This window comes from Rhodococcus sp. RS1C4 (assembly GCF_002258225.1).
GTDB classification, from domain to species: Bacteria; Actinomycetota; Actinomycetes; order Mycobacteriales; family Mycobacteriaceae; genus Rhodococcoides; species Rhodococcoides fascians_E.
The window spans coordinates 16,441-42,105 of record NZ_NOXZ01000029.1 but is presented as its reverse complement, the minus strand read 5'-3'; the positions used below and the strand labels follow the sequence as shown (position 1 = coordinate 42,105).

28 protein-coding genes, 4 tRNA genes and 1 pseudogene are annotated in these 25,665 nt (G+C 64.9%); 7 read left to right on the top strand and 26 right to left on the bottom strand.

Features of this window, described 5'->3' with window-relative positions; genetic code table 11:
* From CH289_RS14960 to rplJ, 6 genes and pseudogenes are all read right to left on the bottom strand, one after another.
* Positions 1 to 204, bottom strand: a pseudogene (locus tag CH289_RS14960) (MCE family protein); the annotation flags it as partial.
* The gene (locus CH289_RS14955; protein WP_019666423.1) at positions 201 to 1,061 is read right to left on the bottom strand and encodes an MlaE family ABC transporter permease; all 861 of its coding nucleotides are present in this window, start codon (positions 1,059 to 1,061) and stop codon (positions 201 to 203) included. The pseudogene CH289_RS14960 and the gene CH289_RS14955, both read right to left, overlap by 4 nt.
* A gap of 6 nt (positions 1,062 to 1,067) precedes the next feature.
* Complete coding sequence (locus CH289_RS14950) at positions 1,068 to 1,862, bottom strand: MlaE family ABC transporter permease (RefSeq protein WP_019666424.1); 795 nt, start codon at positions 1,860 to 1,862, stop codon at positions 1,068 to 1,070.
* Between the two features lie 5 nt (positions 1,863 to 1,867).
* Complete coding sequence (locus CH289_RS14945) at positions 1,868 to 3,061, bottom strand: ABC transporter ATP-binding protein (RefSeq protein WP_176458781.1); 1,194 nt, start codon at positions 3,059 to 3,061, stop codon at positions 1,868 to 1,870.
* A gap of 316 nt (positions 3,062 to 3,377) precedes the next feature.
* Positions 3,378 to 3,767: a 50S ribosomal protein L7/L12 gene (rplL, locus tag CH289_RS14940; protein ID WP_019666426.1), complete on the bottom strand. Its 390-nt coding sequence runs from the start codon at positions 3,765 to 3,767 to the stop codon at positions 3,378 to 3,380.
* Between the two features lie 78 nt (positions 3,768 to 3,845).
* On the bottom strand, positions 3,846 to 4,430 hold the full coding sequence (gene rplJ / locus CH289_RS14935) for a 50S ribosomal protein L10 (protein ID WP_019666427.1): 585 nt from the start codon (positions 4,428 to 4,430) through the stop codon (positions 3,846 to 3,848).
* Between the two features lie 413 nt (positions 4,431 to 4,843).
* Between rplJ and CH289_RS14930 the strand changes: the two genes are divergently transcribed.
* Positions 4,844 to 6,811 (top strand): CocE/NonD family hydrolase, encoded by a 1,968-nt coding sequence (locus tag CH289_RS14930; RefSeq protein WP_094728098.1) that lies wholly within the window; start codon positions 4,844 to 4,846, stop codon positions 6,809 to 6,811.
* Between the two features lie 10 nt (positions 6,812 to 6,821).
* Positions 6,822 to 7,724, top strand: a complete 903-nt coding sequence (locus tag CH289_RS14925; protein WP_019666429.1) for an alpha/beta fold hydrolase — start codon at positions 6,822 to 6,824, stop codon at positions 7,722 to 7,724.
* A 75-nt stretch (positions 7,725 to 7,799) separates the two neighbouring features.
* Here CH289_RS14925 and rplA read toward each other — a convergent pair whose 3' ends face one another.
* From rplA to CH289_RS14870, 11 genes are all read right to left on the bottom strand, one after another.
* Positions 7,800 to 8,519: a 50S ribosomal protein L1 gene (gene rplA / locus CH289_RS14920; RefSeq protein WP_019666430.1), complete on the bottom strand. Its 720-nt coding sequence runs from the start codon at positions 8,517 to 8,519 to the stop codon at positions 7,800 to 7,802.
* 86 nt (positions 8,520 to 8,605) lie between these two features.
* Positions 8,606 to 9,040: a 50S ribosomal protein L11 gene (rplK, locus tag CH289_RS14915; RefSeq protein ID WP_019666431.1), complete on the bottom strand. Its 435-nt coding sequence runs from the start codon at positions 9,038 to 9,040 to the stop codon at positions 8,606 to 8,608.
* A 78-nt stretch (positions 9,041 to 9,118) separates the two neighbouring features.
* Positions 9,119 to 9,937 (bottom strand): transcription termination/antitermination protein NusG, encoded by an 819-nt coding sequence (gene nusG / locus CH289_RS14910; RefSeq protein ID WP_019666432.1) that lies wholly within the window; start codon positions 9,935 to 9,937, stop codon positions 9,119 to 9,121.
* A gap of 67 nt (positions 9,938 to 10,004) precedes the next feature.
* A complete protein-coding gene (secE, locus tag CH289_RS14905; protein WP_019666433.1) occupies positions 10,005 to 10,466 on the bottom strand; it encodes a preprotein translocase subunit SecE in 462 nt (153 codons plus the stop codon).
* A gap of 69 nt (positions 10,467 to 10,535) precedes the next feature.
* Positions 10,536 to 10,608: transfer RNA gene (locus CH289_RS14900), tRNA-Trp, on the bottom strand.
* Between the two features lie 157 nt (positions 10,609 to 10,765).
* Positions 10,766 to 11,191: a (3R)-hydroxyacyl-ACP dehydratase subunit HadB gene (hadB, locus tag CH289_RS14895; protein ID WP_026348024.1), complete on the bottom strand. Its 426-nt coding sequence runs from the start codon at positions 11,189 to 11,191 to the stop codon at positions 10,766 to 10,768.
* Entirely contained in the window at positions 11,178 to 11,663 is a 486-nt protein-coding gene (gene hadA, locus CH289_RS14890) for a (3R)-hydroxyacyl-ACP dehydratase subunit HadA (protein ID WP_196248810.1), read from the bottom strand. Before hadA ends, hadB begins: the two co-directional genes overlap by 14 nt.
* Positions 11,664 to 11,833: 170 nt before the next feature.
* Entirely contained in the window at positions 11,834 to 12,001 is a 168-nt protein-coding gene (gene rpmG, locus CH289_RS14885; protein ID WP_019666436.1) for a 50S ribosomal protein L33, read from the bottom strand.
* A gap of 60 nt (positions 12,002 to 12,061) precedes the next feature.
* A tRNA-Met gene (locus CH289_RS14880) sits at positions 12,062 to 12,134 on the bottom strand.
* Positions 12,135 to 12,198: 64 nt separating this feature from the next.
* A tRNA-Thr gene (locus CH289_RS14875) sits at positions 12,199 to 12,271 on the bottom strand.
* A gap of 153 nt (positions 12,272 to 12,424) precedes the next feature.
* Positions 12,425 to 12,507: transfer RNA gene (locus tag CH289_RS14870), tRNA-Tyr, on the bottom strand.
* A 178-nt stretch (positions 12,508 to 12,685) separates the two neighbouring features.
* On the opposite strand from CH289_RS14870, the gene CH289_RS14865 reads away from it, so the two are divergent.
* Positions 12,686 to 13,186 (top strand): YajQ family cyclic di-GMP-binding protein, encoded by a 501-nt coding sequence (locus CH289_RS14865; protein WP_019666437.1) that lies wholly within the window; start codon positions 12,686 to 12,688, stop codon positions 13,184 to 13,186.
* A gap of 2 nt (positions 13,187 to 13,188) precedes the next feature.
* On the opposite strand, the gene htpX is transcribed toward CH289_RS14865, so the two are convergent.
* Together htpX and CH289_RS14855 are read right to left on the bottom strand one after the other, a co-directional pair.
* On the bottom strand, positions 13,189 to 14,049 hold the full coding sequence (gene htpX, locus CH289_RS14860) for a zinc metalloprotease HtpX (RefSeq protein WP_019666438.1): 861 nt from the start codon (positions 14,047 to 14,049) through the stop codon (positions 13,189 to 13,191).
* Between the two features lie 100 nt (positions 14,050 to 14,149).
* Positions 14,150 to 15,169 (bottom strand): polyprenyl synthetase family protein, encoded by a 1,020-nt coding sequence (locus tag CH289_RS14855; RefSeq protein WP_019666439.1) that lies wholly within the window; start codon positions 15,167 to 15,169, stop codon positions 14,150 to 14,152.
* A gap of 77 nt (positions 15,170 to 15,246) precedes the next feature.
* Between CH289_RS14855 and CH289_RS14850 the strand changes: the two genes are divergently transcribed.
* Positions 15,247 to 16,545: a geranylgeranyl reductase family protein gene (locus CH289_RS14850; protein ID WP_141215427.1), complete on the top strand. Its 1,299-nt coding sequence runs from the start codon at positions 15,247 to 15,249 to the stop codon at positions 16,543 to 16,545.
* A gap of 3 nt (positions 16,546 to 16,548) precedes the next feature.
* Here CH289_RS14850 and CH289_RS14845 read toward each other — a convergent pair whose 3' ends face one another.
* The 3 genes from CH289_RS14845 to CH289_RS14835 form a co-directional block, all read right to left on the bottom strand.
* Positions 16,549 to 17,241 carry a demethylmenaquinone methyltransferase gene (locus CH289_RS14845; protein WP_026348028.1) on the bottom strand — a complete coding sequence of 231 codons (693 nt, stop codon included), beginning with the start codon at positions 17,239 to 17,241 and terminating at the stop codon, positions 16,549 to 16,551.
* A 26-nt stretch (positions 17,242 to 17,267) separates the two neighbouring features.
* Entirely contained in the window at positions 17,268 to 18,404 is a 1,137-nt protein-coding gene (locus CH289_RS14840; RefSeq protein ID WP_026348029.1) for a glycosyltransferase family 4 protein, read from the bottom strand.
* A 247-nt stretch (positions 18,405 to 18,651) separates the two neighbouring features.
* On the bottom strand, positions 18,652 to 19,074 hold the full coding sequence (locus CH289_RS14835) for a DUF3592 domain-containing protein (RefSeq protein WP_019666443.1): 423 nt from the start codon (positions 19,072 to 19,074) through the stop codon (positions 18,652 to 18,654).
* A 57-nt stretch (positions 19,075 to 19,131) separates the two neighbouring features.
* Here CH289_RS14835 and CH289_RS14830 point away from each other — a divergent pair, with 57 nt between their 5' ends.
* Positions 19,132 to 19,638, top strand: a complete 507-nt coding sequence (locus CH289_RS14830) for a DUF2505 domain-containing protein (RefSeq protein WP_019666444.1) — start codon at positions 19,132 to 19,134, stop codon at positions 19,636 to 19,638.
* 8 nt (positions 19,639 to 19,646) lie between these two features.
* Here CH289_RS14830 and menD read toward each other — a convergent pair whose 3' ends face one another.
* A complete protein-coding gene (gene menD / locus CH289_RS14825; RefSeq protein WP_094728099.1) occupies positions 19,647 to 21,323 on the bottom strand; it encodes a 2-succinyl-5-enolpyruvyl-6-hydroxy-3-cyclohexene-1-carboxylic-acid synthase in 1,677 nt (558 codons plus the stop codon).
* Between the two features lie 73 nt (positions 21,324 to 21,396).
* Between menD and CH289_RS14820 the strand changes: the two genes are divergently transcribed.
* Together CH289_RS14820 and CH289_RS14815 are read left to right on the top strand one after the other, a co-directional pair.
* Complete coding sequence (locus tag CH289_RS14820; RefSeq protein ID WP_020112493.1) at positions 21,397 to 22,002, top strand: flavin reductase family protein; 606 nt, start codon at positions 21,397 to 21,399, stop codon at positions 22,000 to 22,002.
* A gap of 24 nt (positions 22,003 to 22,026) precedes the next feature.
* Entirely contained in the window at positions 22,027 to 23,442 is a 1,416-nt protein-coding gene (locus tag CH289_RS14815) for a DUF2252 domain-containing protein (RefSeq protein ID WP_179276809.1), read from the top strand.
* Positions 23,443 to 23,534: 92 nt separating this feature from the next.
* Here the strand turns inward: CH289_RS14815 and CH289_RS14810 are convergent, their stop codons facing one another.
* From CH289_RS14810 to CH289_RS14800, 3 genes are read right to left on the bottom strand one after another with little or no spacing between them, the layout of a single operon-like run.
* The gene (locus tag CH289_RS14810) at positions 23,535 to 23,981 is read right to left on the bottom strand and encodes a DUF6918 family protein (RefSeq protein WP_019666448.1); all 447 of its coding nucleotides are present in this window, start codon (positions 23,979 to 23,981) and stop codon (positions 23,535 to 23,537) included.
* 48 nt (positions 23,982 to 24,029) lie between these two features.
* Complete coding sequence (locus tag CH289_RS14805) at positions 24,030 to 25,016, bottom strand: o-succinylbenzoate synthase (protein ID WP_094728096.1); 987 nt, start codon at positions 25,014 to 25,016, stop codon at positions 24,030 to 24,032.
* On the bottom strand, positions 25,013 to 25,642 hold the full coding sequence (locus CH289_RS14800) for a PaaI family thioesterase (protein WP_026348031.1): 630 nt from the start codon (positions 25,640 to 25,642) through the stop codon (positions 25,013 to 25,015). Before CH289_RS14800 ends, CH289_RS14805 begins: the two co-directional genes overlap by 4 nt.
* Positions 25,643 to 25,665: the final 23 nt, after the last annotated feature.

Below are 25,665 nucleotides of genomic sequence, written 5' to 3'. Positions count from 1 at the left end.
TTCACCGACGATCAAACCGCGAACCTTCACATCCGCGTTGCTGGGCAACGCATTACCCACCGAATCGGTCACCAGGTCGATACTGACGACTTTCTTGAAGGTCTTGTTGTACGAGGTGACCGACCATCCGAGGAAGAGGATCAACACCAGAAAGAACGCGAGGCCGAGCAGAAGTCGCTTCAGCCGCGACGGCGAGTCGATCATCCTGCAACCCTCACTGTCGTCGTGGTTCCCCAGATTGCGAGGCTGAGGAAGAAGTCCAGTACCGCCACCGTCACGATGGCCGTTCGCACGGCGCGGCCCACGGCTACCCCGACGCCTGCAGGTCCGCCCGATGCATGGAATCCGTAGTAGCAGTGGATCATGATCAGCACGAACGCGAAGATCAACACCTTGAGGAACGAATAGAGAACATCCTCGGGCGGTAGGAACAGATTGAAGTAGTGGTCGTACGACCCACCCGACTGCCCGTTGAATATCGTGCTGATTCCGCGTGATGCGATGTACGACGCCAGGAGTCCCACGATGTAGAGCGGGATGACGGCGACGAATCCGGCGATCATGCGTGTGGTGACGAGGAACGGAACGCTGGGCACCGCCATCACTTCGAGCGCGTCGATCTCCTCGGAGATTCTCATCGCGCCGAGCTGTGCCGTGAATCCGGCCCCGACCGTCGCGGACAGGGCGAGACCTGCGACGACAGGCGCGATTTCACGCGTGTTGACGTACGCGGAGAGGAAGCCGGTGAGGACCGAGCTTCCGAGCTGCTCGAGTGCGGCGTATCCCTGCAGACCCACGACCACACCGGTGGCACCGGACATCATGACGATGACGCCGATGGTGCCGCCGATGACCGCGAGGGCTCCCGAGCCGAAGGTGACCTCGGCGAGAAGTCGCAGAACTTCCTTCTTGTAGTGAACGAGCGTGCGCGGAATCCATCCGATGGCACGCACGTAGAACGACATCTGCTCGCCCGCGTTGTCCAACACGGTGAGCGGAGCACCGGCGATGCGCTTCGCGCGCATGAGAGTACGGTCGCCGCGACCTTTGGCGATGGTCATTGCGCGTCAGCTTCCCTTCGCCGGCACGACCTGGAGGTACACCAGGGTGAGAATGAGGTTGGCGAAGAACAGCAGCAGGAAGGTGATGACCACCGTCTGGTTCACTGCCTCGCCGACGCCCTTGGGGCCGGGGTTGGGATTGAGTCCCTTGTAGGAGGCGATGATGCCTGCGATCAGCCCGAAGATCGCTGCTTTCAGTTCGGCCACATACAGATCCGGCAGCTGCGCGAGCGCCGAGAACGAGGCGAGGTAAGCGCCGGGGGTACCGCCCTGCAGCACGACGTTGAAGAAGTAGCCGCCCGCGATTCCGACGACGGACACCAATCCGTTCAAGAGCAGCGCGACGAGGATCATGGCGAGCACGCGCGGTACGACCAGACGATGAATCGGGTCGATTCCGAGTACTCGCATCGCGTCGATCTCTTCACGAATGGTTCGCGAACCGAGGTCGGCGGTCACAGCCGACCCGGCAGCACCGGCGATCAGCAGCGCCGTCACGATCGGGCTGCCTTGCTGGATCACCGCCAGGACGCTCGCCGCGCCGGTGAACGACTCGGCGCCGAGCTGCTTGATCAGAGAACCCGTCTGCAGCGAGACGACCGCGCCGAACGGAATGGCGACGAGCGCCGTCGGCAGAATCGTGACGCTGGCGATGAACCAGGCCTGTTCGATGAACTCGCGAAACTGGAAGGGCCGTCTGAACGTGTTCCGAACGACGTCGACCAGTAGTTCTACGATGTTTCCGGCTTGCGCGAGTGCTGCGCCCGCCGGAGCAAGAGCGGACTTCTTCGATCCCCCCATGGTGCTTATTGTCCCCGCCCCTGCGCAGGACCGTGGCCCTGATCGCTACGTCCTGAAGTGTCATAGCCTGAATTGTCGTACCCGGATTGGTCGTAGCCGGAGTTGCCGTAGCCGGAGTTGTCGTACGCGGCGTTGTCGTAGCCGGCGTTGTCGTAACCGGTGTGGCCGTCGTTCTCGTACGTCTGGCTCCCCGCGTACGCGGGTGTCTGGCTGCCGGGGTCCGTGGTGTCGAGGCTTTCCTGAATGGCGACCTGAGCGCTCTGCGGAAGGGTGTGCATGATCTGACGCACCCGCTCCTGACGGCGACCGACTGCCTGCCGAACCGGCGTACCGGGAGTCGCTTTCATCTGCGGCACGATACCTTCCACGTCGTCGACACCACCAGCATGATGCCCGGCGTCGACAAGAGCTTGCTCGTGCGCCATCTGCGCCTCGTCCTTCTCCTCCGACATACCGATCGGCCCGATCATCGTGCCGTTCAGGAACTGCTTGACCACAGGTTCGTCGGAGGTCAGCAGCACCTCACGCGGACCGAACATGACCAACTGACGGCGGAACAGCATCCCGATGTTGTCCGGCACCGTCCGAGCCAGGTTGATGTTGTGCGACACGATCAGAATGGTCGCATCGATCTCGGCGTTGATGTCGATCAACGTCTGCGAAATGTAGGTCGTACGTACCGGATCCAACCCCGAGTCCGGCTCGTCGACCAGGATGATCTCCGGGTCCAACACCAACGCACGGGCCAAGCCGGCGCGCTTGCGCATACCTCCGGAGATCTCGCCGGGCAGCTTGTCCTCCGCGCCGATCAGGCCCGTCAGTTCGAGCTTCTCCATGACGATCTTGCGGATGTCGGACTCGGACTTCTTGGTGTGCTCACGCAGCGGGAACGCCACGTTGTCGTACAAGTTCATCGACCCGAAGAGAGCACCGTCCTGGAACAGCACTCCGAACAGCTTGCGGATCTCGTACAGCTCCCGCGAACTGCACTGCAGAATGTCGGTCCCGTCGATGAAAATCTTGCCCTGCTCGGGGCGAAGGAGACCGATCAGCGACTTCAGGAACACCGACTTACCGGTTCCCGACGGTCCCAGCAGTGCACTGACCTCGCCCGACGGCAACGTCAAAGTGACGTCCTGCCAAATCTTCTGGACACCGAAAGACTTGGTCAATCCCTCGACCGAAACCTCGACTCCCACGCTGACCTCCACAGTTCGTTCACATCGACCCGGATGTGGGTTGGGTCACTCTATCGCACACGAGTGTCCACACCGACACCGGAGCTTACTGCCCAGTAATAACTTCCCCGAGTCGGGCTGCGGTCCTTGCATCAGTGTGGCTCATCTCACCACGACACGCGTGCGACTCGCCCGATTTGTGATGAAACCCAACGGCACAGCGTTGTGAGAACGAACAGAACCGAGGCGAAGACATAGGTAACAGACCCGAACACGACACGACGAAGGGCCACCCCCGAGTGGGGATGGCCCTTCGTGTGTACGAGCTACGCCAGAATTACTTGACGGAGATCTTCGCGCCGGCTGCTTCCAGCTTCTCCTTGGCAGCCTCGGCTGCATCCTTGGCGACCTTCTCCAGGATTGCCTTCGGAGCGCTCTCGACGAGGTCCTTGGCTTCCTTCAGGCCGAGGCCGGAGACGACCTCACGAACGACCTTGATGACCTGGATCTTCTTGTCGCCGGCCGACTCGAGGACGACGTCGAACTCGTCCTGCTCCTCGGCAGCGTCAGCGCCACCGGCAGCCGGTGCGCCAGCAGCGGCGACGGCGACGGGAGCGGCTGCGGTGACCTCGAAGGTCTCCTCGAATGCCTTCACGAACTCGCTGAGCTCGAGGAGGGTGAGCTCCTTGAACTGGTCGAGCAATTCTTCGGTGCTGAGCTTCGCCATGGTGGCGGTCCTTCCTTTAGTACCGAGTCGCTGATCCGCGACACAGGTTGGTTGTGTAGCTGTCGCTGTGAGTGCGGATCAGCTTTCGGCGGGAGCTTCTGCTTCTGCCGGTGCCTCGGCTGCAGCAGCTGCGGGAGCTGCAGAACCTTCGGTGGCCTTCTTGTCTGCCAATGCCTGAGCCAGACGTGCAACCTGCGAAGCAGGTGCATTGAACAGTCCTGCAGCCTTCGACAGGTTGCCCTTCATGGCACCTGCGAGCTTTGCAAGCAAGATTTCGCGGGACTCGAGGTCCGCGATCTTGTTGATCTCGTCCACGGACAGCGTCGCGCCGTCCATGTAGCCGCCCTTGACGACCAAGGCCTTGTTGTCCTTCGCGAAGGCCTTGATGGCCTTCGCAGCGTCGACCGGCTCGCCCTTGATGAACGCAATGGCGGTCGGTCCGACGAACAACTCGTCCAGCCCGGTGATGCCGGCTTCGGCAGCAGCGCGCTTGACCAGGGTGTTCTTGGCGACGGAGTAGGTGGCACTGTCGCCGAGCGCACGCCGCAGCTGGGTCAATCCGGATACCGACAGGCCACGGTATTCCGTGACGACGGCAGCCGTCGAACCCTTGAACTGCTCGGTGATCTCGGAAACCGCTGAGACCTTTTCGGGCTTTGCCATACTTCGCCTCCTCTCGTGGAAGTTATGTCGATCGCGAGAGGTCCTGCAGAAACGACGAACGCCCCGGTGCAGGAGGCACACGGGGCGTAGACATGATGGCGGCGTGGAGTGATCCGAACCGTCGAACAGGTCCCTTACCTCGTTCTCCTGCGTGGGCCGTCCGAGTGTCTCGGACCTTCAACCGCAATCTCGTGAAAGAAATCCCCCGAGAAGGCGGTGACCAACGGTCTTGGGTAGAACTTGTTTGGGCGGATCCGAACCGAAATCCGATTCAGAGCCGTCGACCAGACTACAGCGCTGCGCCGCAAAGTCCAAAACGCGCTGCTGTGACGACGCACCGGCAACGCTGTCATCGTGAACAACAATCGGCGCACGCAGGACAAGACGGTACTCGGGGCTGTTGAATCGAGAACATGACGGCAGCGCAGCCACGCCCACTGCTCCTACCGGACTCCGCCGGATCGAGCCCGGAGCGGGACCCGAGCGGCGGCGACGCAGCTGCCGCCTGGCGCAGCCTCGTCGAATCTCCACCGTTGTACCCGCGGATCGCACGCACACGGAACGTCCCGGTCACGATGAGCGACGGGACGGTGCTACGCGCAGATGTCATGCGTCCGGCCGACGCGGCGGGTCGGGCCGTGGAGACCGCACTGCCCGCGGTCCTCAACATCACCCCGTACAACAAGCGGTTGATCACCGGCATAGACGCACTCCTCGGGGCGCCAGTCCTGGGACGTGCCCTTCGCGGTGCGTCGCGTCGATTCGACCTGAGCAACACCGCGTTCGACGGAATCACCGAGATCACGCGCATCGTGGACGGCGGTGCCGCCGATCTGCTGTCGGTCAACCGGCATCTGATTCGAAGCGGCTACGTCCAGGTCATCGTCGACGCACGTGGTACCGGCTCGTCGAACGGCACGTGGGACATCCTCGGGGATCGCGAGCAGCTCGATTCCGTCGAGATCATCGACTGGATCACCTCCCAGCCCTGGTGCAACGGCCGCGTCGGCATGACCGGTATCTCCTACTCCGCCATCAACGCACTGCAAGCAGCATCCAAGCGGCCCGACGGCCTGCACGCAGTGTTCGCCGTGGAGGGCTCCGTCGACATCGTTCGGGAGATCTTCGCGACGGGAGGTGCACCGTCACTGTTCATCCCGTTGTGGCTGACGGCGGTGAACGCGCTCAAATGGTTTCCGACGCTCCGCGGCGTCGACGCCCTGACGTGGCTTCGCGACCGAGCGGCATCCCCCGCGACCCACATGTTCGACCTTGCCAAAGGTTTCCTGACCGGTGGCGACACCCGGATCTACGACGACCCGTACTACGACAACATCGACGCGGACATCGAAGAGATCGACGTCCCCACGTTCGTGTACGGATGCTGGCACGACATCTTCGGTGGATCCGCACCCGACATCTACAACCGCCTGGCCCTCGAACGCGGCCGGAAACAACTCCTCGTCGGAGACGGCTACCACGGCAACCCCGGAATCGGCTTCGGCCGACCGGGTTTTCCGCCACGGCTGGACGTGCTGGAACGAGCATGGTTCGACCGCTGGCTACGCGACGAGGACAACGGTATCGAGCGATTCGGGCCCGTCACGCTCCGCAGCCAGGGCGGATCGTGGACGGCCCACGGCCGCTTCCCCGCACCCCACGCCGTACCGCAACGGCTGTACCTGTCCGCCGCCACGTCGGGAACGGCGCGGCACGCAGCAGCCGACGGCACACTCGGCGGCCGATCCGACGGCAGCAGTGGAACATTCACCGTCCGCCCCTCGCTTCGAGCCGTCGTCTCACGGGACACGACGCAGGTGCTCGCCGGAGTCACCGCCGTCCTCGGTGGTGGCTTCACCTACGACAATCGATTCGCCGAGGGCGCCGCGGTCAGTTTCACGACGATGCCGGCCTCGGTCGACACGGTGATCTCGGGACCGATGAATCTGCATCTGCGCGTCGTATGCCGTGCACGAGAAGCACTCTGGGCCATCATGGTGTGCGACGTCGCACCCGACGGCACGTCCACCGTCGTGACCAACGGGGCCCTGCTCGCATCGCGCCGAGCCGTCGACGACGAGAAGTCCTTGTTCGCCCCCAACGGTGACTACACCCGCCCGCACCACCCATTGACCGAAGCCTCGATGCTTCCGGTACCCGTCGGTGAACCGTTGACCCTCGACATCGACTTGCTCACCACCGAAGCCGCGATCTCCGTCGGACACCGCCTGAGAGTCGACGTATTCGCCGCCGACCCGCCTCGATTCATGCCCATCCTCCCCGACCTGCTTCGAACCCGAGCCCGCAGCCAGGACATCGTCATCGATCCCGAGAACCCCAGCTTCCTCGTCGTGCCCATGCTCGACGACCCAGGCTGGTGAAGGAGAACCAATGCAGACCCGCACCGGCTTCGCACCGTCGAACGGCATCGAACTCGCCTACGAGGACATGGGCAACCCCGACGACCCGGTAGTCCTGATGATCATGGGGCTCAGTGCCCAGATGACGCTGTGGCCCAAGGAATTCTGCGAGCGAATCGTCGACCTGGGATTCCGGGTCATCCGATTCGACAACCGCGACATCGGACTGTCCACCAAGATGGACGGGCTCCGCATCGAAGGCTCCGCCTTGCTCCGGCTGATCCGCACGGGCCTCGGCGCGTCGAGCACCGTCCCGTACACCCTGAAGGACATGGCACTCGACACCAAAGGCCTACTCGACCACCTCGACATCGAACAGGTACATGTCGTCGGCGCATCCATGGGCGGAATGATCGCGCAGGTCTTCGCCGGGCTGTACCCGAATCGCGTACTGAGCACCGCGATCATCTTCTCCAGCACCAACGAGGCCTTCCTGCCGCCGCCCGACCCGCGCGCACTCCTCCCCCTCATGAAAGGCCCTGGCCCGGGCGCCACCCGCGAACAGATCGTCGCCCACTCCGCCAACACCCGACGAATCATCGGCAGCCCCGCGTATCCCACGCCCATGGAAGAACTCCTCGTCACCGCAGGCGAAATGTACGACCGCAACTACAACCCCGCCGGCGCACTTCGCCAGATGGCCGCCGTGACCGGGACAGGCAGTCTCCGCCGGATCGCCGCGCAGATCTCCGCACCCACCGTCGTCGTCCACGGCCGCGCCGACCGCCTCATGCGCCCCTCCGGTGGCAAAGCCGTCGCCCGAGCAGTCCCCGGATCCTCACTCCACCTCATCGGCGGAATGGGCCACGACCTCCCCCGTCCACTGTGGGACGAAATCCTCGGCGAACTGTCGTCCAACTTCGCGCGAGCCTGATCGGTTCCGCGAGACGCACGAAATACGAAAGAGGGCCGCCCCCCGGTGGGGTCGGCCCTCTTTCGGTACTACTGCTTACGCTTCTGCGTCGTCCTCGAGGAGGTTACGCGTGCGGTTCGGGTCCACGGGGATTCCCGGTCCGGTCGTCGTCGAGACGGTGATCTTCTTGACGTAGCGGCCCTTGGCGGAGGACGGCTTCGCACGGAGGATCTCGTCGAGTGCCGCACCGTAGTTCTCTACCAGCTTGGCGTTGTCGAACGATGCCTTGCCGATGACGAAGTGCAGGTTGGCCTGCTTGTCGACGCGGAAGTTGATCTTTCCGCCCTTGATGTCGTTGACGGCCTTGGTGACGTCGTTGGTGACGGTGCCCGTCTTCGGGTTCGGCATGAGGCCACGCGGTCCGAGGACGCGGGCGATGCGGCCGACCTTGGCCATCTGGTCCGGGGTGGCGATCGCGGCGTCGAAGTCCAGGAAACCGCCCTGGATGCGCTCGATCAGATCCTCTGCGCCGACGACGTCGGCTCCTGCTGCCTCTGCTTCTGCAGCCTTCTCACCAGCGGCGAAAACGATGACCCGAGCGGTCTTGCCGGTGCCGTGGGGAAGGTTGACGGTGCCGCGCACCATCTGGTCGGCCTTACGAGGGTCGACGCCGAGACGAACGGCGACCTCGACGGTGGCGTCGAACTTGCTCGACGCGGTGTCCTTGGCCAACTGTGCTGCCTGAAGCGGCGAGTACAGGTTGTCTGCATTCACCTTTGCGGCCTGCTCGAGGTAGGCCTTGCTGCGCTTTGCCATTTCTTACTGTCCAATCATGAGTTCAGTGTGGTTGACAGGCCTGGCAGGCCCTCCCACGTGACGCTTCGTGTGTGACGAGGCCTAGGTCAGCCTTCGACCGTGATGCCCATCGAACGAGCAGTACCGGCGATGATCTTCGCGGCCTGGTCGATGTCGTTGGCGTTGAGGTCTTCTGCCTTGGTCTTGGCGATTTCGCGCACCTGGTCCATGGTCACCTTGGCGACCTTGGTCTTGTGCGGCTCGCCCGAACCCTTGGCGACGCCTGCAGCCTTGAGCAGCAGCTTGGCGGCGGGAGGAGTCTTGAGCTTGAAGTCGAACGTACGGTCTTCGTAGACCGAGATCTCGACCGGCACGACGTTTCCGCGCTGCGACTCGGTCGCTGCGTTGTACGCCTTGCAGAACTCCATGATGTTGACGCCGTGCTGACCCAGTGCGGGGCCGACGGGAGGAGCAGGGTTGGCCTGTCCTGCCTGGATCTGAAGCTTGATGATCCCGGCTAGCTTCTTCTTCTTCGGGGGCATTTCTTTTTCCTTGTATTCGCTCGGGTTTCTTGCGGTAACTACTGCAAGTTCTGTGTGGGCTCGCCCACGCGGCGCCGACTAGATCTTGGCGACCTGCGTGAAGCCCAGTTCGACCGGAGTCTCACGGCCGAAGATGGATACCAGCACCTTGAGCTTCTGCTGCTCGGCGTTGACTTCGCTGATGCTGGCCGGGAGTGTCGCGAACGGGCCGTCCATGACGGTGACGGACTCGCCGACCTCGAAGTCGACCTCGATGGCCGGCTTCGACGTGGTCTCGGTGGTAGCGCCCTCGGCTGCAGCAGCCGTGGCCTTCGCGTCCTTCTTCTGCCCGTCCTGCGGCATGAGGAACTTGACGACCTCGTTGATGGTCAGCGGCGACGGACGCGACGTGGCGCCGACGAATCCGGTGACACCGGGGGTGTTGCGCACCGCGCCCCACGACTCGTCGTTGAGTTCCATCCGGACCAGGATGTAGCCGGGCAGAACCTTGCGGTTGACCTGCTTGCGCTGGCCGTTCTTGATCTCGGTGACCTCTTCGATCGGGACCTCGACCTGGAAGATGTAGTCGCCGACGTCGAGGTTCTGCACACGAGTCTCGAGGTTGGTCTTGACCTTGTTCTCGTAGCCTGCGTACGAGTGGATGACGTACCAGTCACCGGGTGCGCGTCGGAGAGCTGCCTTGAACTCGGCGACCGGATCCTCGACCTCGGCGGGCTCGGCCTCTGCCGTCTCGTCGGCTACCGCGTCGTCACCGGCGGCAGCGGCGACGTCGGCAGCGATGGCCTCGTCGGTCTCGCGGTCCAGAGCGGCCTGCTCCGCTTCGAGGCCCTGTTTGGTCGCCTCGACATCGGCGTCGAATGCGGCCACTTCGGTGGCGTCGTTGTGCGGCGTGCTCACAGCAGGCACCCTTTCTGTCGTTTCATGCATGTCGTACTACTCATCGGACTCGGCCAGCGGATCGGTGTCAACCGAACAGCCACTCGACGCCTTGCGTGAATGCCAGGTCCAGACCGCTGATGTACGCGACCATGAACGCCACGAACACGAGCACGACGCTGGTGTAGGTGACCATTTGCTTGCGGTTCGGCCAGATGACCTTGCGCAGCTCTGCGACGACCTCGCGCAGGAACTGGATCAGACGCTTGAAGATGTTCGGGCGCTTCGCCTCGCGGGACTTCGGCGTGCGGGTGGCAACGGATGCCTTGCCTGCCGGCGCGGTGGACTTGCCGTCCGACGACTTGGAGATCGACACGGGCTCGGACGCAGCGCCTGCGGTCCGTGAACGTCGCGCAGTGCGCTTGCCGGAAGGCTTGGCGACAGCGGCGGAGGAAGTGTCGTTCTGGGATACAGAGGCATCCGGCGTCGACGAATCGGGCGTTGACGAATCCCCGGACTCGTCTTCGCGCTTGCCGCGCTCCTCGCTCACCCGTCGTTCCTCTCAGTAGCTGACACCGTCGCTCTCCTCACCGGAAATGCGGTGAGGGAGCCACATGGGCAGGGGCGACAGGACTTGAACCTGCAACCTACGGTTTTGGAGACCGTTGCTCTACCAATTGAGCTACGCCCCTTCGGTCCAACCCGATTGGAGTCGGACCGTTCTGGAGTCACACACGACGTACGCGCTACCTCACACCCTCGAAAGAGAGTCTTGGCAGCGCGCAGCGCTGAACAACCCCAGAAATCTCAGTGTACTGCACAGGCTATGGAAGTTTGAAATCAGGCAGGTCAGGCCAGACGGACGGTTGCCGTCGCCCTACCGAAGATCTTCTTGCCCTCGGACTTCGCTGTGATCGCGATGACCGCGGACTTGGATTCGGGGTCGACCGACTTCACCTTGCCGGTGTACTCGACCGACGCGGCCGAATCCGCGGGCACGTACACGGAGCTGGTGAAGCGGACGTTGTACTCGGTGACCGCACCCGGGTCGCCGAGCCACGACGTCACGAACCCAGCGCCGAGACCCATCGTCAACATGCCGTGGGCGATGACGTTGTCCAATCCCGCGAGCTTGACGACCTCGTCGCTCCAGTGGATCGGATTGGGATCACCGGACACGCCGGCGTAGTTGACCAGATCTCCGCGGGTCAGCTTGACCACGCGCTCGGGCAGCTCGTCGCCGACCGCCACATCCGCAAAACTACGAAGCGCCATGCATGATCACTTCCTTGACTGCGTGGGCGATGTTCTCGTCGACTTCGCCGCCGGTTCGGGCGACCAGCGTCGTCCAGGTCGTCTGTACCAGCTCGCCGTTCTGATCGGTCACGATGTTCTTGGTGGTGATGATGTCACTGCCGCTCATCTGGCGGAACGATTCGAGGTAGACCTCGCAGGACAACTCGTCACCGACCTGAATGGCCTTGTGGAATTGCAGCCTCTGATCGGTCTGCAGAATCTGACTCGGGTCGTACCCGGTGATGAATTCCTTGAACATCCGCGACTGCGCGATGATGCCGACCAACGAGATGAACGTCAGCGGGGCAAGCAGGCCGTCGTATCCGAGGCCTTTGGCTGCATCCTCGTCGTGGTGGGCGGGGTGCCAGTCCTGGACGGCACGGGCGTACTCACGCACCTTCTCACGACCGACCTCGTAGGCGTGGTCCACCTTGTAGTGGTGGCCCACCATCGCCGCCGCATGCAGAGCTGGATCTTGCACCAGCTCTGGGTCCTGCACTGACTCGGTCACGCTGAAAGAACCTTTTCTACCCAGGACGCAGATGCGGTTAGGGCACGAAAAGTAAGCCTAACGCGTGGCGTCGACTCCGAACGAGAACCAGCAGCCGATGAGGCTCGCGACTAGCGAGACTCGCGGTGCGCGCGATGCGTGCCGCAGTTCGAGCAGAACTTCTTCAGCTCGAGGCGGTCGGGATCGTTGCGGCGGTTCTTCTTCGTGATGTAGTTACGGTGCTTGCAAACCTCGCAGGCCAAGGTGATCTTGGGCCGCACATCGGTGGAGGAGGCCACTGGATGCCTACTTTCGGGTAAATCTGATCCGGTTAATCAGGACTGTGCATTCTTCTTGTGTAGCGGTGACCGGACTTGAACCGGCGACGCAACGATTATGAGTCGTTTGCTCTACCAACTGAGCTACACCGCCTCAGGTGCTCACCCCTACACCATCTCACTAACAAGGGTGTGGACGCGAACCATCCAATCCAGCGAGCCCCCTAACGGAATCGAACCGTTGACCTTTTCCTTACCATGGAAACGCTCTACCGACTGAGCTAAGGGGGCGTTCGCTTCTCTGCGCGGCAAGCCGTGCGTCGAAGCCTTCAAGAGGTTACACAGTCCGAGCGTCGAGTACCAAATTGCGTGCTCGCCGCGCCTTCTGCGGATCCTCTTACAGTAGAAACCCCAGCGAGAATTTCTCTCGCCGGGGCATCTGTGTGGCAGATGTAGGATTCGAACCTACGTAGGCATAAGCCGACGGATTTACAGTCCGCTCCCATTGGCCGCTCGGGCAATCTGCCGGGTGCTCGACGAGAACTTTCGCTCTCTTCGACGCGGAGAGAAGAATACAACGAACGTCCCCCGGAAACGCAAACCGGGTGGATAGCGCGGGTGCGAACGAGCTAACGTCGTCAGGACGAGCCTCACGGATCGGCTCACAGAAGCCGATCGAAACCGATTCGAGTACAGGAGTTGCACGTGGCTGATTCTTCCTTCGACGTAGTGAGCAAGGTCGACCGTCAAGAGGTCGACAACGCTCTGGGACAGGCTGCGAAGGAGCTCGCGACGCGGTTCGACTTCCGCGGTTCCGGCACCGTGATCGAGTGGTCGGGCAGCGGCGACAACGAGGTGATCGTGATCACCTCCGAGAGCGAAGAGAAGGTGAAAGCCGCCCTCGACGTCTTCAAGGAAAAACTGATTCGCCGCGATGTGTCGCTGAAAGCGTTCGAGACCAACGAGCCGGCGGCGTCGGGCAAGGTCTACAAGGTGACCGGGAAGCTCGTTCAGGGCATCTCGAGCGAGAACGCGAAGAAGCTGACCAAGAAGATCCGCGACGACGGCCCCAAGGGCGTCAAGGCGCAGATCCAGGGCGACGAGTTACGCATCAGCAGCAAGAAGCGGGACGACCTGCAGGCTGTGCAGCAGCTGCTCAAGTCCGAGGACTTCGGCCTCGCGCTTCAGTTCGTCAACTACCGCTAGTTCTACTCTCCCCTGGCCATTCGTTCGAGGCGATCGATACGGTCCGCCATCGGCGGGTGCGTGGAGAACAGTTTGCCGACCTTGTCTCCGGCCCGGAACGGGCTGGCGATCATCAGGTGGGACTCGGCAGCGAGGCGCGGTTCAGGCGGCAGCGGTGCCGCCTGAACGCCTCGCTCCAGTTTGCGCAGCGCCGACGCCAGAGCAAGCGGATCGCCCGTCAGCTCGGCTCCCGACCGGTCCGCCTGGTACTCGCGAGAACGCGACACCGCCAGCTTGACGACGGTGGCCGCGATGGGCCCCAGCAGTGAGACGAGCAGCAGCGCAAAGGGATTGGCGCCGCCGTTGCCGCGGCCGCCGAACATGGATGCGAACATCGCGAAGTTCGCGAGCCCGGAGATCACCGCGGCCATCGCGCCCGCCACCGACGAGATCAGAATGTCGCGGTTGTAGACGTGCGACAGTTCGTGGCCGAGAACGGCCCGCAACTCACGCTCGTCCAGGATCTGAAGAATGCCGGTGGTGCAGCACACCGCAGCGTTGCGCGGATTGCGGCCGGTGGCGAACGCATTCGGGTTGTTCGTCGGGCTGATGTACAGCGCGGGCATCGGCTGGTGCGCCGTCGTCGCCAACTCGCGCACGATGCGGAACATCGCCGGCTGTTCCACCTCGGTGACCGGCTGGGCGTGCATCGCTCGCAGTGCGAGCTTCGCGCTGTTGAAATAGGCGTAGCCGTTCATCCCGACGGCGAGCGCGATCGACACGAACAAGATCGTCGGACTGTTGAACAACGCCCCCACGAAGACGATGAGCGCGGACATACCGACCAACAGGCCGAACGTCTTTGCGTTGTTCGCGAAACCCATTGCAGCGCCTCTTCCCGAAGTTCTCTCGTTGCCCACGGGAAGAACGATCAGCGCACCCCACGAAGTTCCCCGTGGGTAGCGCGCCGGAGACGAGCGGGATCTAGCCGACCCGCTCGACGGTGTAGTCCACCAGTCGACCCAGTGCATCGTTGGCTGCACCCTGCGGGAGCTTCTCGAGCTCGGCGTGTGCTTTCGCGGCGAACTCTCCGAGTGTCTCCTTGGCCCGAACCATTCCCGGTGAGCGCCCCAACAGTTCGAGCGCCTCGGTGACCGACGCGTCGTCGGTCACGGGGCCGTCGAGCAGTACCCGCAATCGATCGCCGTCGGCGCCGTCCTCGCGGAGCGCGAACAGAACAGGCAGTGTGTGCACACCTTCGCGAAGGTCGGTGCCCGGAGTCTTGCCCGATTGCTCCGTCGCCGACGAGATGTCGATGATGTCGTCGGAGATCTGAAACGCCGTACCGACAGCGTCGCCGAGACGTTCCAGCGACGCGACGTGATCAGCGTCTCCGCCGGAGAACGTACCGCCGAAGCGGCCACACGCCGCGATCAACGAACCGGTCTTCTCCCAGACGACGCGGAGATAGTGTGCGACGGGATCCTCGTCCTTCTTGACGCCGATGGTCTCGCGCATCTGGCCGGTGACCAACTCCGCGAACGTCTCGGCGATGATGCGGACGGCCTCGGGACCGAGCGTCGACACCAACCGCGACGCATGGGCGAACAGGTAGTCGCCGGCGAGAATGGCGATGCTGTTGCCCCAGCGCGAGTTCGCCGACTCGGCGCCGCGCCGCATCGTCGCCTCGTCCATCACGTCGTCGTGGTACAGCGTCGCCAGGTGCACCAGTTCGACGACGGTCGCTGCGGTGACGATCGACTCGTCCGTCGGGTTGGGTCCGAGCTGAGCCGTCAGCACGGTGAACAGCGGACGGAATCGCTTACCGCCCGCTTTCGCCAAGTGCAGCGCGGCCTCGGTGAGAAAATCCTCGCCGTCGGACAATTCGGCGATCATCAGCTTCTCGACGCGTTCCAGCCCCGCGGCGACGGTGTCTGCAAGCTGCGGATCGACGAGGTCGACCCCGGCAACGACCGTCGATCCGGCCGCGTCGAAAGTGCTCACGATTGTTCGTCCTGTCCTCGTCGGGGGCGTCGTTTCGTCTCTACCGTAGTGAACCTGGCGCGGGCGAGCGCCGGAAGGTGCCACACACCACGCGAGAGGGGGCCGAAACCCCGCGGGAGCAGGCCCGTCGGCGCCACTGCTTTACTGGACGGGTGAGCGCTGTGCGAAGCACCGACGTCCTCGTCATCGGCGCGGGCCCTGCCGGGTCGTCCGCCGCGGCGTGGGCCGCAAGAGCAGGCCGGGATGTCGTCCTCGCGGACGCGGCGACCTTTCCGCGTGACAAGACGTGCGGCGACGGACTTACACCGCGCGCGATCGCCGAGCTGAATCGTCTGGGACTCGGCGACTGGGTTCGCGGACGAGCGGAGAATCGCGGCCTGCGGCTGTCCGGTTTCGGTCAGGAACTTCAGCTGGAATGGCCGGGCGGGTCCTTGCCGACGGTCGGGAGCGCAGTCCCGCGAACCGAACTCGACGACCGAATCCGTGTTGCGGCGGTCGATTCCGGTGCCACGATGATCGAGGGCGCGAAGGCCGTCGACGCAACCGGAGACGGCGCGAAAGTCACCTCGGTGACGTTCGCGAACGGTGAGGAGATCCGCTGCGAGAAGCTGATCGTCGCCGACGGTGTGCGTTCCACACTCGGTAAGAAACTCGGTCGACAGTGGCATCGCGACACCACGTTCGGGGTCGCTGCCCGCGCGTACATCGACTCCGACAGGTCGGACGATCCGTGGATCAGTTCCCACCTGGAACTGCGTGACGCCGCGGGCACCGTACAGCCCGGCTACGGCTGGATCTTCCCGCTCGGCACCGGTCAGGTGAACATCGGCGTCGGTACATTGGCGACAGCCAAGCGCCCCGGCCCCGGAGCGTTGCGGCCACTGCTGGATCTGTACACCTCGCAGCGTCGACAGGACTGGTCGTTGACGGGTGACCTTCGCGCAGTGGCGTCGGCTCTGCTTCCCATGGGCGGCGCGGTCTCGAACGTGGCCGGAGTCAACTGGGCGATCATCGGCGACGCCGCCGCGTGCGTGAACCCGCTCAACGGCGAAGGAATCGACTACAGCCTCGAAGGCGGCCGGTTCGTCGCCGACATGCTGAGCGAGAACGACCTCACACTGGCATGGCCGACGCTGCTGCGTGAGCACTACGGACAGGCCTTCTCCATCGCCCGACGCCTCGCCGGGCTCCTGACCGTCCCTCGCTTCCTGCCCGCGACGGGACCGATCGGTATGCGCTCGCGTGCGTTGATGACCGTCGCGGTGCGCGTCATGGGAAACCTGGTGACGGAGGCAGATTCGGACCTCGTCGCCAGGGCATGGAGAGCGTCGGGCACCGCGTCACTGAAGGTCGACAGCCGGCCGCCCTTCACCTGACGATCAGCGCACGGCGCGGTGCAGCGCGACGATTCCGCCGGTGAGATTGCGCCACTGCACTCCGGACCAGCCCGACTCGGCGATGGTGGTGGCCAACTGCTCCTGCGTCGGCCAGGCGCGGATCGATTCCGCCAGGTATACGTAGGCGTCCGGATTCGACGAGACGGCCCGCGCCACGGCAGGGAGCATCTTCATCAGATATTCCATGTACACCGTGCGGAACGGGGTGAACGTCGGCGTCGAGAATTCACAGATCACGAGGCGACCGCCGGGCTTGGTGACACGCGCGATTTCCTTCAGACCCGCCTGAAAGTCGGAGACGTTCCGCAGCCCGAAGGAGATGGTCGCGGCGTCGAAACTGGCATCGGCGTACGGCAGGTGCATGGCGTCGCCGGCCACCATCGGCACCGGCCGGGCAGCGCCGGCCTGCAGCATCCCCTTCGAGAAATCGGTTGCGACGCACCACGCGCCGCTACGCGCCAGTTCGACCGTGGAGACCCCGGTTCCAGCCGCGAGGTCCAGGACCTTCTCCCCCGGCTTCAGGTTCAACGCAGCGCGGGTCAGCTTCCGCCAACTGCGATCCTGACCGAACGACAGAACGGTGTTGGTGATGTCGTACCGACGGGCGACGCCGTCGAACATCGAGGCGACCTCGTGCGGTTCCTTCTCGAGGGTGGCACGTGAACTTGTAGGCACACGATCGAGTTTAGCCGCCGCCGGGATCAGGCCGTTCTCAGCGACCGCTCGCGCTGCCACCCGAGGACGTCGCCGTAGTGGCCGAGCAACTCGTCGCAGATCGCGGGCCAGGTGCGGTGCAGCACCGACGTGCGCGCGGCCTCACCGAACCGGGCACGCATGACAGGCGAGGCCAATGCCGCCACGGCGCTCGGCAGCAACTCGCAGAATCTGTCGACGGGCAACAGGTAGCCGTTGCGGCAGTGCGCCACCAGGTCGCGTGGGCCTCCGGCGTCGGGACCGATCACCGGGACCCCGCTGGCGAGTGCTTCCTGGACGGCTTGGCAGAACGTCTCGTGCTCGCCGGGGTGAACGAAGACGTCGAAGCTTGCGTACGCCTGCGCCAACTCGTCGCCGCCGAGCTGGCCGGTGAAGATCGCCGTCGGCATCAGCTTCTCGAGAGCGCCCCTGTCCGGACCGTCGCCGACGATCACCACCTGCACGTCGTCGGGCAGCGCGGCGAGTCGTTCGACGTGCTTCTCCGGCGCGAGCCGCCCGACGAACCCGACGATCAGCCTGCCGTCGGGCGACCACTGCGTACGCAGCGCCTCCCGGCGCGACGACGGCGCGAAACGGACGGCGTCGACACCTCGGGCCCAACGGTGGACCCGCGGAACACCGTGCAGTTCGAGTGCCTCGACGGCCGAGCTCGACGGGGCCAACGTCCGTGCCGCTCCGCGGTGAACTCGACGTGTCCACCGCCACGCCGCACGGGATGTCAGACCGAGGCCGTAGCTTTCGGCGAACCCTGCGACGTCGGTCTGGTAGACCGCCACCGCGGGCACACCGAGGCGGCCGGCCGCTGCGAGTCCGCCCGCACCGAGCAGGAATGGAGACGCGAGGTGAACGACGTCCGGAGCGAATTCACGGATCGTCGCCGTCAGGCCCGGGCCGGGCACGCCGACAGGAAGCGAGCTGATCCTGGGGACCATGACGGCCGGGACGCGATGGACCGGTACGCGATCGTGCTCGATCGAGGCTCGCGGCTTGCCCGCTGGATTGTCCGGGGCGACGACCATGGCGTCGTGGCCGGTGCGCTGGAGATGTTCGAGAACTCGAAGCACCGAATTCGTGACGCCGTTCATGTTGGGTAGGAACGATTCCGCAACGATGGCTACTCGCACGATCCTCAGTGTGAAGTCGGACTCGGACCATCCGGCAGCGCCGACGTTACGAGCGGGCGAAGTTCGCGCTAATGCTGCGCGGCGTCACGCAAGAGTCCCGGCGCGAGACGACGATGGATCCGCGAGAGCCGTCGTCCACCGCCTGACCCACGATCGCCCATGGTGCGATGAATTGCCCGATACTTCCTTCGATTGCTGCACTCCCGTCGATGCGCGGAGTATCGGGCAATGCGTCCCGCTCGGCCGATCAGGAAGCCGACGTCTCCCGCCGCCGGAGAAGGAACAACACTCCACCCGCAACGATCCAGGTCCCGCCGATGACCGAGCCGGCGGGAACGAGCGCGACGCTTGCGTCACGCCCGGCCACGCGGACGAGATCGGGATCTTCGCGCGCGTACTCCACGTCGATGCGTTGTCCTGCAATGAGATTGGTTGGGTACAGCACACCCAGTTGAGGATTGTGGGTGACACCGTCCGGGGTCACGAAGCTGACTGCGGAACGCAACTTTCCCGCCGACAGCACTTCCGCCGTCGCGCGTCCCTCGTCCGAGGTGATGGTGCGATCGTTCTGCCACGCCGCGACCACCAACAGGAACGCCAGAACGGAAATCCCGGTAGCGACGATCAGGACGGAGATCCGCGCTCGATGCGTGACTTTCGGGGTGCTCACGCCGATAAACGTTACTGTGCGCCCACCGGCTCGCCTCTTTAGGTAGCGTCTGCTGGCATGTCTCGCGACTTCGAGTTCACGATCGTCTCCGAGTACCCTCCCGCCGACGTCCACGAAGCACTGACCAGTGAAGATCAGTGGCTGGCGCGGTTCGAGAAGGCCAAGAAGACCGACGGATACGAAATGATCCGCCACGAGGACGGCGCCTTCACCGTCGACATCTCCGAGGAGGTCGGCACGTCCGAGCTGCCGGGGTTCGTCAAGAAGGTCATCAAGGGCAAGTTGCTGATCACCCGCACCGACCATTGGGGGCCACTCGACGGCGATGCAGCCGACGGCACCCTCGCGGGCGGCTCGTCATCGTTGCCTGCGAAGGTCGAGGGCACGTTGGCGCTTCGACCCGACGGTGACGGGTCGATCCTGACGGTGCGCGGCCGCTCGACCGTCAAGATCCCTCTGATCGGCGGCAAGATCGAGTCGCTCATCAACGACATGATCAAGGACATGGTCGACCAGGAAACCCGCGAGACCGTCGAGTGGGCCGAAGCGAGAGACACCGACTGACCGAACTCCTACAGCCGAGCGCGAATCCCGGCGTGCAGTTCACGTAGGCCGGAGCGTTCGGTCGTCACTTCGAGTACCCGGATGCCGGCAGGAGTGGAGCCTGCGGAACGACCATGGGGAGCAGGAGTGGAGCCTGCGGAACGACCAAGAGGGGCGGGAGCGGGGCCGGCGAGAGCGTCGGCCAGTTCGGTCACGTCGACGCGGGAGTGCGGAATTCGGTAGGCCGCGCAGAGGGCAGCGAGATCCATGCCGTGCGGGGTTCCGAAGACACGCTCGAATGCACCGGCGTACTGCGGATCGCCCTGTTCGAGCAGTTCGAAGATGCCGCCGCCGTCGTCGTTGGCGACGACGATCGTCAAGTCCTCCGGCCTCGGCTCACCGGTACCGATGAGCAGGCCCGACGCGTCGTGCAGGAACGTCAGGTCACCGAGCAACGCGATGGTGCGTCCGGGGCTCGTCAGTGCCGCACCGACCGCCGTCGACACGGTGCCGTCGATTCCGGCGACGCCGCGGTTGGACCGGACCCGGACTCCCGGCGTCGGATACGCCACGAGTGCGGCGTCGCGCACCGGGTTGGATGCTCCGAGCAGCAGTTGGTCACCGTCCCGCAACGAGGACATGACCGTTGCGGCGACGTGGAGGCCGGTGGGTTTCGGGTGCGCCGCCAGCTGGTCCCGCACGGCGATGTCGGCGCGCGCGGACAGTTCGCCGCAGCGTGCGAGCCATCCCTCGCTCGGGTTTCCCGTCACCACAGCCCGCGTTCCGGTGGCCAGAACGTTGCCGGAGACGTCGGGCCACCGCGGACCCGTCGTGATCGCGAAGACGTCGACATCGGGGTTGGCGAGGAGGGCGGAGACCGGGCGATGAAGCGTCGGGCGGCCGGTGATGATCGCCTGCTTCGGCCGCAGTTGTGCCAGCGCGAGCGGATGCAGCGGCAGCCCGTGCAGCGGAGCTGTGGGTTCGGCGACGGTCGGCAACCCCGCCAACTCCGGCCGCAGGGCCGCGCCGTGCCCGGAGACGACGACGGTGTCGATCGACAGATCGATGTCGACGGGTACGTCGAGCGTCGCCTGCTGGGTCGTCGTCCAGGCGGACCCGTCCACACGGCCCGCGGGTGCGGCGGTGGCGTCGGCGAGATCGGGCACGAGGGGCTCGCGCAGTGGGATGTCGAAGTGGACGGGGCCGGCGTTTCCCGACCTGGTTCCGCGGGACGCGGCAAGGACACGGCACACGGCGCTGCGCCACTGACTGTTCTGCGAATCGGTCTCGGCGAGCCCGAGGCTGATGGTCGCGCGCACCTGACTGCCGAACAGCCCGAGTTGTTCGACGGTCTGGTTGGCGCCGGTCCCGAGCATTTCGTACGGGCGGTTCGCGCTGAGCACGATCAGCGGTAGGCGGGCGTAGTTGGCTTCGAGTACAGCGGGGCCGAGGTTGGCGACGGCGGTGCCCGACGTCATCACCACGGGTACCGGGGCACCGCTGCCGAGAATCAGGCCGATCGCGAGGAACCCTGCAGTCCGTTCGTCGATGCGCATGTGCAAGCGAAGCAGTCCGTCGGCGTCGGCTTGCTGCAGAGCGAACGCGAGCGGCGCGTTCCGCGAGCCCGGGCAGAGCACGACGTCTCGAACACCACCGCGGACGAGTTCGTCGACGACAGCTGTGGCCTGAGCACTGGACGGGTTCACCACTTCAGATTGTCAGATTCTCGCGTCGGCGCCCTAGTCGGCCCGCATGTGTCCTGTTTGACACGATGGAGAAGTGAGAACTGTCTTCGATCCGTCCGAGATGCCGCCCGGTGGCTTCTATCCCCTGCTCACAGCGTCCGTGGTGCCGCGTCCGATCGCCTGGGTCTCCACGGTGTCCGCCGACGGTGTGGCCAATCTCGCGCCGTACAGCTTCTTCTCGGTGTCCTCGTCCAACCCGCCCGTCGTGCAGTTCACGTCCGTGGGCCGCAAGGACAGCCTGCGGAACATCGAGGCGACGGGCGAGTTCGTGATCAACGTGGCCACCGACGCGATGGTGGAGCAGATCAACGCGTCCTCGGCCGGCTACGAGCACGGCGTCAGCGAGCTCGAGGAGCTCGGTATCGCGAGCGAACACAGCGAGAAGGTGGCCCCGCCCCGCGTCGCGGACTCACCCATCGCGATCGAGGCGACGCTGCACCGAATCGTCGAGGTCGGGGACTCCTTCGTCGTCATGGGCCGCGTCGTCGCCCTCGCCGTCCGGACCGATGCCCTCGCCGACGACGGGCTGCCGTCGTTCGCCGCCGTCGCCCCGGCCAGTCGACTCGGCCGCAACGAATGGGGTCTTCCTCCCGAGGTTCGTCTGCTCGATCGACCCGGGCGTCCCGCGACCACGGACTGAGGCACAGGTCATACAGTTCTAGTCATGCCCGATGCTCGAAAAGGTCATGCAGTGCTTCCCGAGATCGGCGAGATGGGTCGTCAGGCCTACGCCTCGCTCCGATCACGGCCTACGCCACGTGCCGAACGCTACGGACTCGGCAGGCAGTTGCGTGACAAGGTCTCCCGCGAGTCGATGGGCGACTGGACTCCGCCCGCGGATCGCTACGACCCGATCCGCCAGATCGAGTTCTCCCACGACGGTCGAATCGACTGGCTGATCCCGGTGCGGGCCGAACGGATGGTGGAGTCGCCGTACGGGTTCCTGCGCGGCACCGCCATCGTCATGGCCCGAGACGTGGCGCTGCTGCCGTCGACCGGCATCAATCCGGTGATCAGCGGAGACTCACATCTCGGCAACTTCGGTTTCTACGCATCTCCCGAGCGTGATCTGGTGATCGACCTCAACGATTTCGACGAGGCGCACCCCGGCGGCTGGGAATGGGATCTCCGACGCCTCGTCGCGAGCATCTGGGTGGCGGGCCGCCAGAACGGGCGCACCGAGGCCCAGTGCGAGGAAGCCGTCGCGGCATGTGTGCGGGCGTACCGTGTCGAGGTGTCACGCCTGGCCGACGAGCCGCTGATGTCGCGGTCGTTCCAGCGGCTCACTGCGGAGAAACTGCAGGCCGACGCCACCGAGGGTTCGCTGCGCAAGGAGATCAAGCGGGCCACGAAGAAGGCTCGCCGGCGCACCAGCGACCGCGTCCTTCCCCGGTTCACCGAGGAACACGAGGGCACCCGCAGGCTGGTCGAGGAGCCCCCGATCACCACCCGCATCTCGGCCCGCGACGAGGATCTCCTGGCCGAGGGGCTGGACGAGTATCTGACGACGCTCTCCCCGCACTGGCGTCGGGTGCTCGGTGGGTACACGCTCATCGACGTCGCGCATCGAGTCGTCGGCGTCGGAAGCGTCGGGCTGCGGGCGTACGTGGCGCTGCTCGAGGGATCGAGCCCGGACGACGTGGTGTTCCTGCAGCTCAAGCAGGCGAGGCGTTCGGTGTTGGCTCCGTACGTGCACGGCAAGGATGCGTGGCACGCGCATCAGGGGCAGCGGGTGGTGGAGTACCAGCAGGATCTGCAGACGGTGAGCGATCCGCTGCTGGGGTGGACGACCATCGACGGCAGGCAGTACTACGTGCGGCAGTTCCGGAACATGAAGGGCACGATCGACCTGGGTTCGATCGATGCTCCGGCCCTCGTGGACTACGCGGGAGTGGTCGGTCGGCTGCTGGCCAAGGGCCATGCGCGTACCAGTGGTGCGTCGATGATCGCCGGTTACGTGGGCACGTCCGACACGCTCGATGTCGCTCTGTGCAGGTTCGCCCGGCTGTACGCCGATCAGACCGAGGCCGATCACGCGTTGCTCGTCGACGCCGTTCGCCGGGGCCGCTTCGCGTTGTGAGTGGAACTGTTGTGAGCGGAACTGTAGGCCCTGGCCTAGTGGGAGCGGAGCCTGCGGAGTGACCCGCCGGTTCCGCTCCACTCACGTGAGGCTCAGGCGGCGTACTTGGTGACCAGCGCGCCCAGACGCGGGAGTGCCTCGGCAACGTTCTTCTGCGCAGAACCGCGCAGGCTGCCGTAGAACTTCTTCACGACGCTCTTGTCGGTGTCCTCGATGCGCGAGTCCGTCACCGACAGCAGCGCGTTCGACACCTGGTCCGAGTTCGCGACGAGGTAGTCGGAGAACGTCCCGGTGGGCGCGGCGTTGTAGGACTGCCAGAACGGCTCGAGCTGATCGACGAAATCGGGCCACAGTGTCTCGACGGCCTTTTCGATGTACGACGGTCCGACCTTCTTGACGGCTCCGTAGCCGCCCTTGACCGCCAGGCCACTGGCGCCCTTCTTGTCCGACACCTCGGCGTCGATCAGCGCCAGGACGTCGGGCAGCAGAACATCGCGCTTCGACTCGTCGAGCAACGATTCCCTGAGTGCAGCAACCACTTCGAATTCCTCCCGGAGGTTCAGTTTCTTCCTTCGAACCGGGGAAGACTACCGCAGGTAGGTGTATGTTCGCCGAACTCGCTCGTGCCACCACTGCACCCGCTCGGGTGCGGCGGCGAGTGCCGTCAACCTGTCCGGATCGGGTTCGACGGGCACGGCCGCGATGGCTCCGTCCACGATGTCGTGCCCGTCCGCGACGTCACCGGTGAACAGGCTTCCGGTCCCGAGGCCACACGCGAACTCCAGCCTGGGGATCGCGGCCGCAGCGGCGAGACCCGACGCCATCCCCACCGCGGAGTCGAGTGCACTCGACACCACGACGGGCACCCCGTACTCCTCGAGTTCACCGGCGAGCTCGAGGAGCGCCCGCATGCCACCGAGCGGCGCGACCTTGACGACGGCGACGTCCGCTCCGCCTGCGCGGACCACCCGCAGCGGGTCCTCGGCGCGTCGGATGCTCTCGTCGGCCGCGATGCGCACTCCGGGAAGAAGGCGTCGTAGTTCGACGAGCTCGGCGACCGTCGCGCAGGGCTGTTCCACGTACTCGAGGTCGCCGTCCTCCAGCAGCGCCGAGATGGCAGTCACCGCCTGCGGGACGGTCCACCCGCCGTTGGCGTCCACTCGGACGTGTGGAACGAGCGCGCGGACGGCTCGAACCCGTGCGACGTCGCCTGAGACGCTCGTCTCGAAACCGACCTGGCCTTTCTCGGCGACCTTGACCTTGGCGGTGTCGACGCCGGGGTACCGGGCCAGGATGCCGGGAACCTCGTCGGGGGTGACGGCGGGGACTGTTCCGTTGACGCGGACGCGTTCGCGATACGGCTGGGGAGGTCCGTCCCACGCTGCTTCGACGGCCGAGCGCAGCCAGTTCGACGATTCGGCGTCGTCGTATTCGACGAAGGGTCCGAACTCGCCCCAGCCGGCGGGCCCGCGGAACACCACCACTTCGCGTGTCGTGATGCCGCGGAACTTCGTGCGCATCGGCAGGGACAGCACGTGTGAGGACGCGAGAAGCTCCTCGAGAGGCGGTGTCACGGCTGGCCCTCGAGAAGTTGCACCATCAGGGCGTCGGAGTCCGCGAGTACGTTTCCGTCGAGGTCACGCAGGACGGCACTGATGAACGTCTTGCGGCCCTCCACTCGGTCGACGCTGCCCTCGACCACGAGTTCGGTGTTCAGTGGGGTGATCTTGCGGTAGTTGATGTGCAGGTATGCGGTTCGGCTGATCGGGCGTCCGTACGCGTGCTGGATCAGCCCGAACATCTCGTCGAACAGCAGCGGGAGTGTTCCTCCGTGCGCGGCGCCGTTCCCACCCAGGTGATAGCGGCGGAACACGCCTCGGCTGCGCACGCCTTCCGCGTCGAATTTCTCGATGCGCCACGGCAGCATCAGCAGTGATCCGCGGCCCGGCAGACGGATGGCCCGCCCCGCCGGAGATTCGCCTTCGGGAACTTGGAACGGGGCAAGTTCGGCGTTCATCGCCTCGACCTGCTCGGCGAGCTTCTCGGTCAGTTCCGGAGTGGGAGCGGTACTGACGGCGAGGTCCTGCAGTGTCCGCAGCGCCTCGACGAGGCGTCCCCACTCGGGGCCGACGTTCGCGGGGGTGAACTTCGGGAATCCGCCGTGGTGGGAGTACTCGTCCTGGCGTGCGTCTTCACTCATCTCTGCACCGTATCGTGCGGTCC

What these genes read in the sequence shown, in the direction of transcription:
- hadB (WP_026348024.1), bottom strand. Translation starts at nt 11,191, where the DNA reads ATGGCGCTTCGTAGTTTTGCGGATGTGGCGGTCGGCGACGAGCTGCCC.
- CH289_RS14800 (WP_026348031.1), bottom strand. Translation starts at nt 25,642, where the DNA reads ATGAGTGAAGACGCACGCCAGGACGAGTACTCCCACCACGGCGGATTC.
- rplL (WP_019666426.1), bottom strand. Translation starts at nt 3,767, where the DNA reads ATGGCGAAGCTCAGCACCGAAGAATTGCTCGACCAGTTCAAGGAGCTC.
- CH289_RS14830 (WP_019666444.1), top strand. Translation starts at nt 19,132, where the DNA reads ATGTCTCGCGACTTCGAGTTCACGATCGTCTCCGAGTACCCTCCCGCC.
- CH289_RS14925 (WP_019666429.1), top strand. Translation starts at nt 6,822, where the DNA reads ATGCAGACCCGCACCGGCTTCGCACCGTCGAACGGCATCGAACTCGCC.
- htpX (WP_019666438.1), bottom strand. Translation starts at nt 14,049, where the DNA reads ATGGGTTTCGCGAACAACGCAAAGACGTTCGGCCTGTTGGTCGGTATG.
- rplK (WP_019666431.1), bottom strand. Translation starts at nt 9,040, where the DNA reads ATGCCCCCGAAGAAGAAGAAGCTAGCCGGGATCATCAAGCTTCAGATC.
- rplJ (WP_019666427.1), bottom strand. Translation starts at nt 4,430, where the DNA reads ATGGCAAAGCCCGAAAAGGTCTCAGCGGTTTCCGAGATCACCGAGCAG.
- CH289_RS14930 (WP_094728098.1), top strand. Translation starts at nt 4,844, where the DNA reads ATGACGGCAGCGCAGCCACGCCCACTGCTCCTACCGGACTCCGCCGGA.
- CH289_RS14950 (WP_019666424.1), bottom strand. Translation starts at nt 1,862, where the DNA reads ATGGGGGGATCGAAGAAGTCCGCTCTTGCTCCGGCGGGCGCAGCACTC.
- CH289_RS14955 (WP_019666423.1), bottom strand. Translation starts at nt 1,061, where the DNA reads ATGACCATCGCCAAAGGTCGCGGCGACCGTACTCTCATGCGCGCGAAG.
- hadA (WP_196248810.1), bottom strand. Translation starts at nt 11,663, where the DNA reads ATGGTGGGCCACCACTACAAGGTGGACCACGCCTACGAGGTCGGTCGT.
- CH289_RS14815 (WP_179276809.1), top strand. Translation starts at nt 22,027, where the DNA reads ATGCCCGATGCTCGAAAAGGTCATGCAGTGCTTCCCGAGATCGGCGAG.
- rplA (WP_019666430.1), bottom strand. Translation starts at nt 8,519, where the DNA reads ATGGCAAAGCGCAGCAAGGCCTACCTCGAGCAGGCCGCAAAGGTGAAT.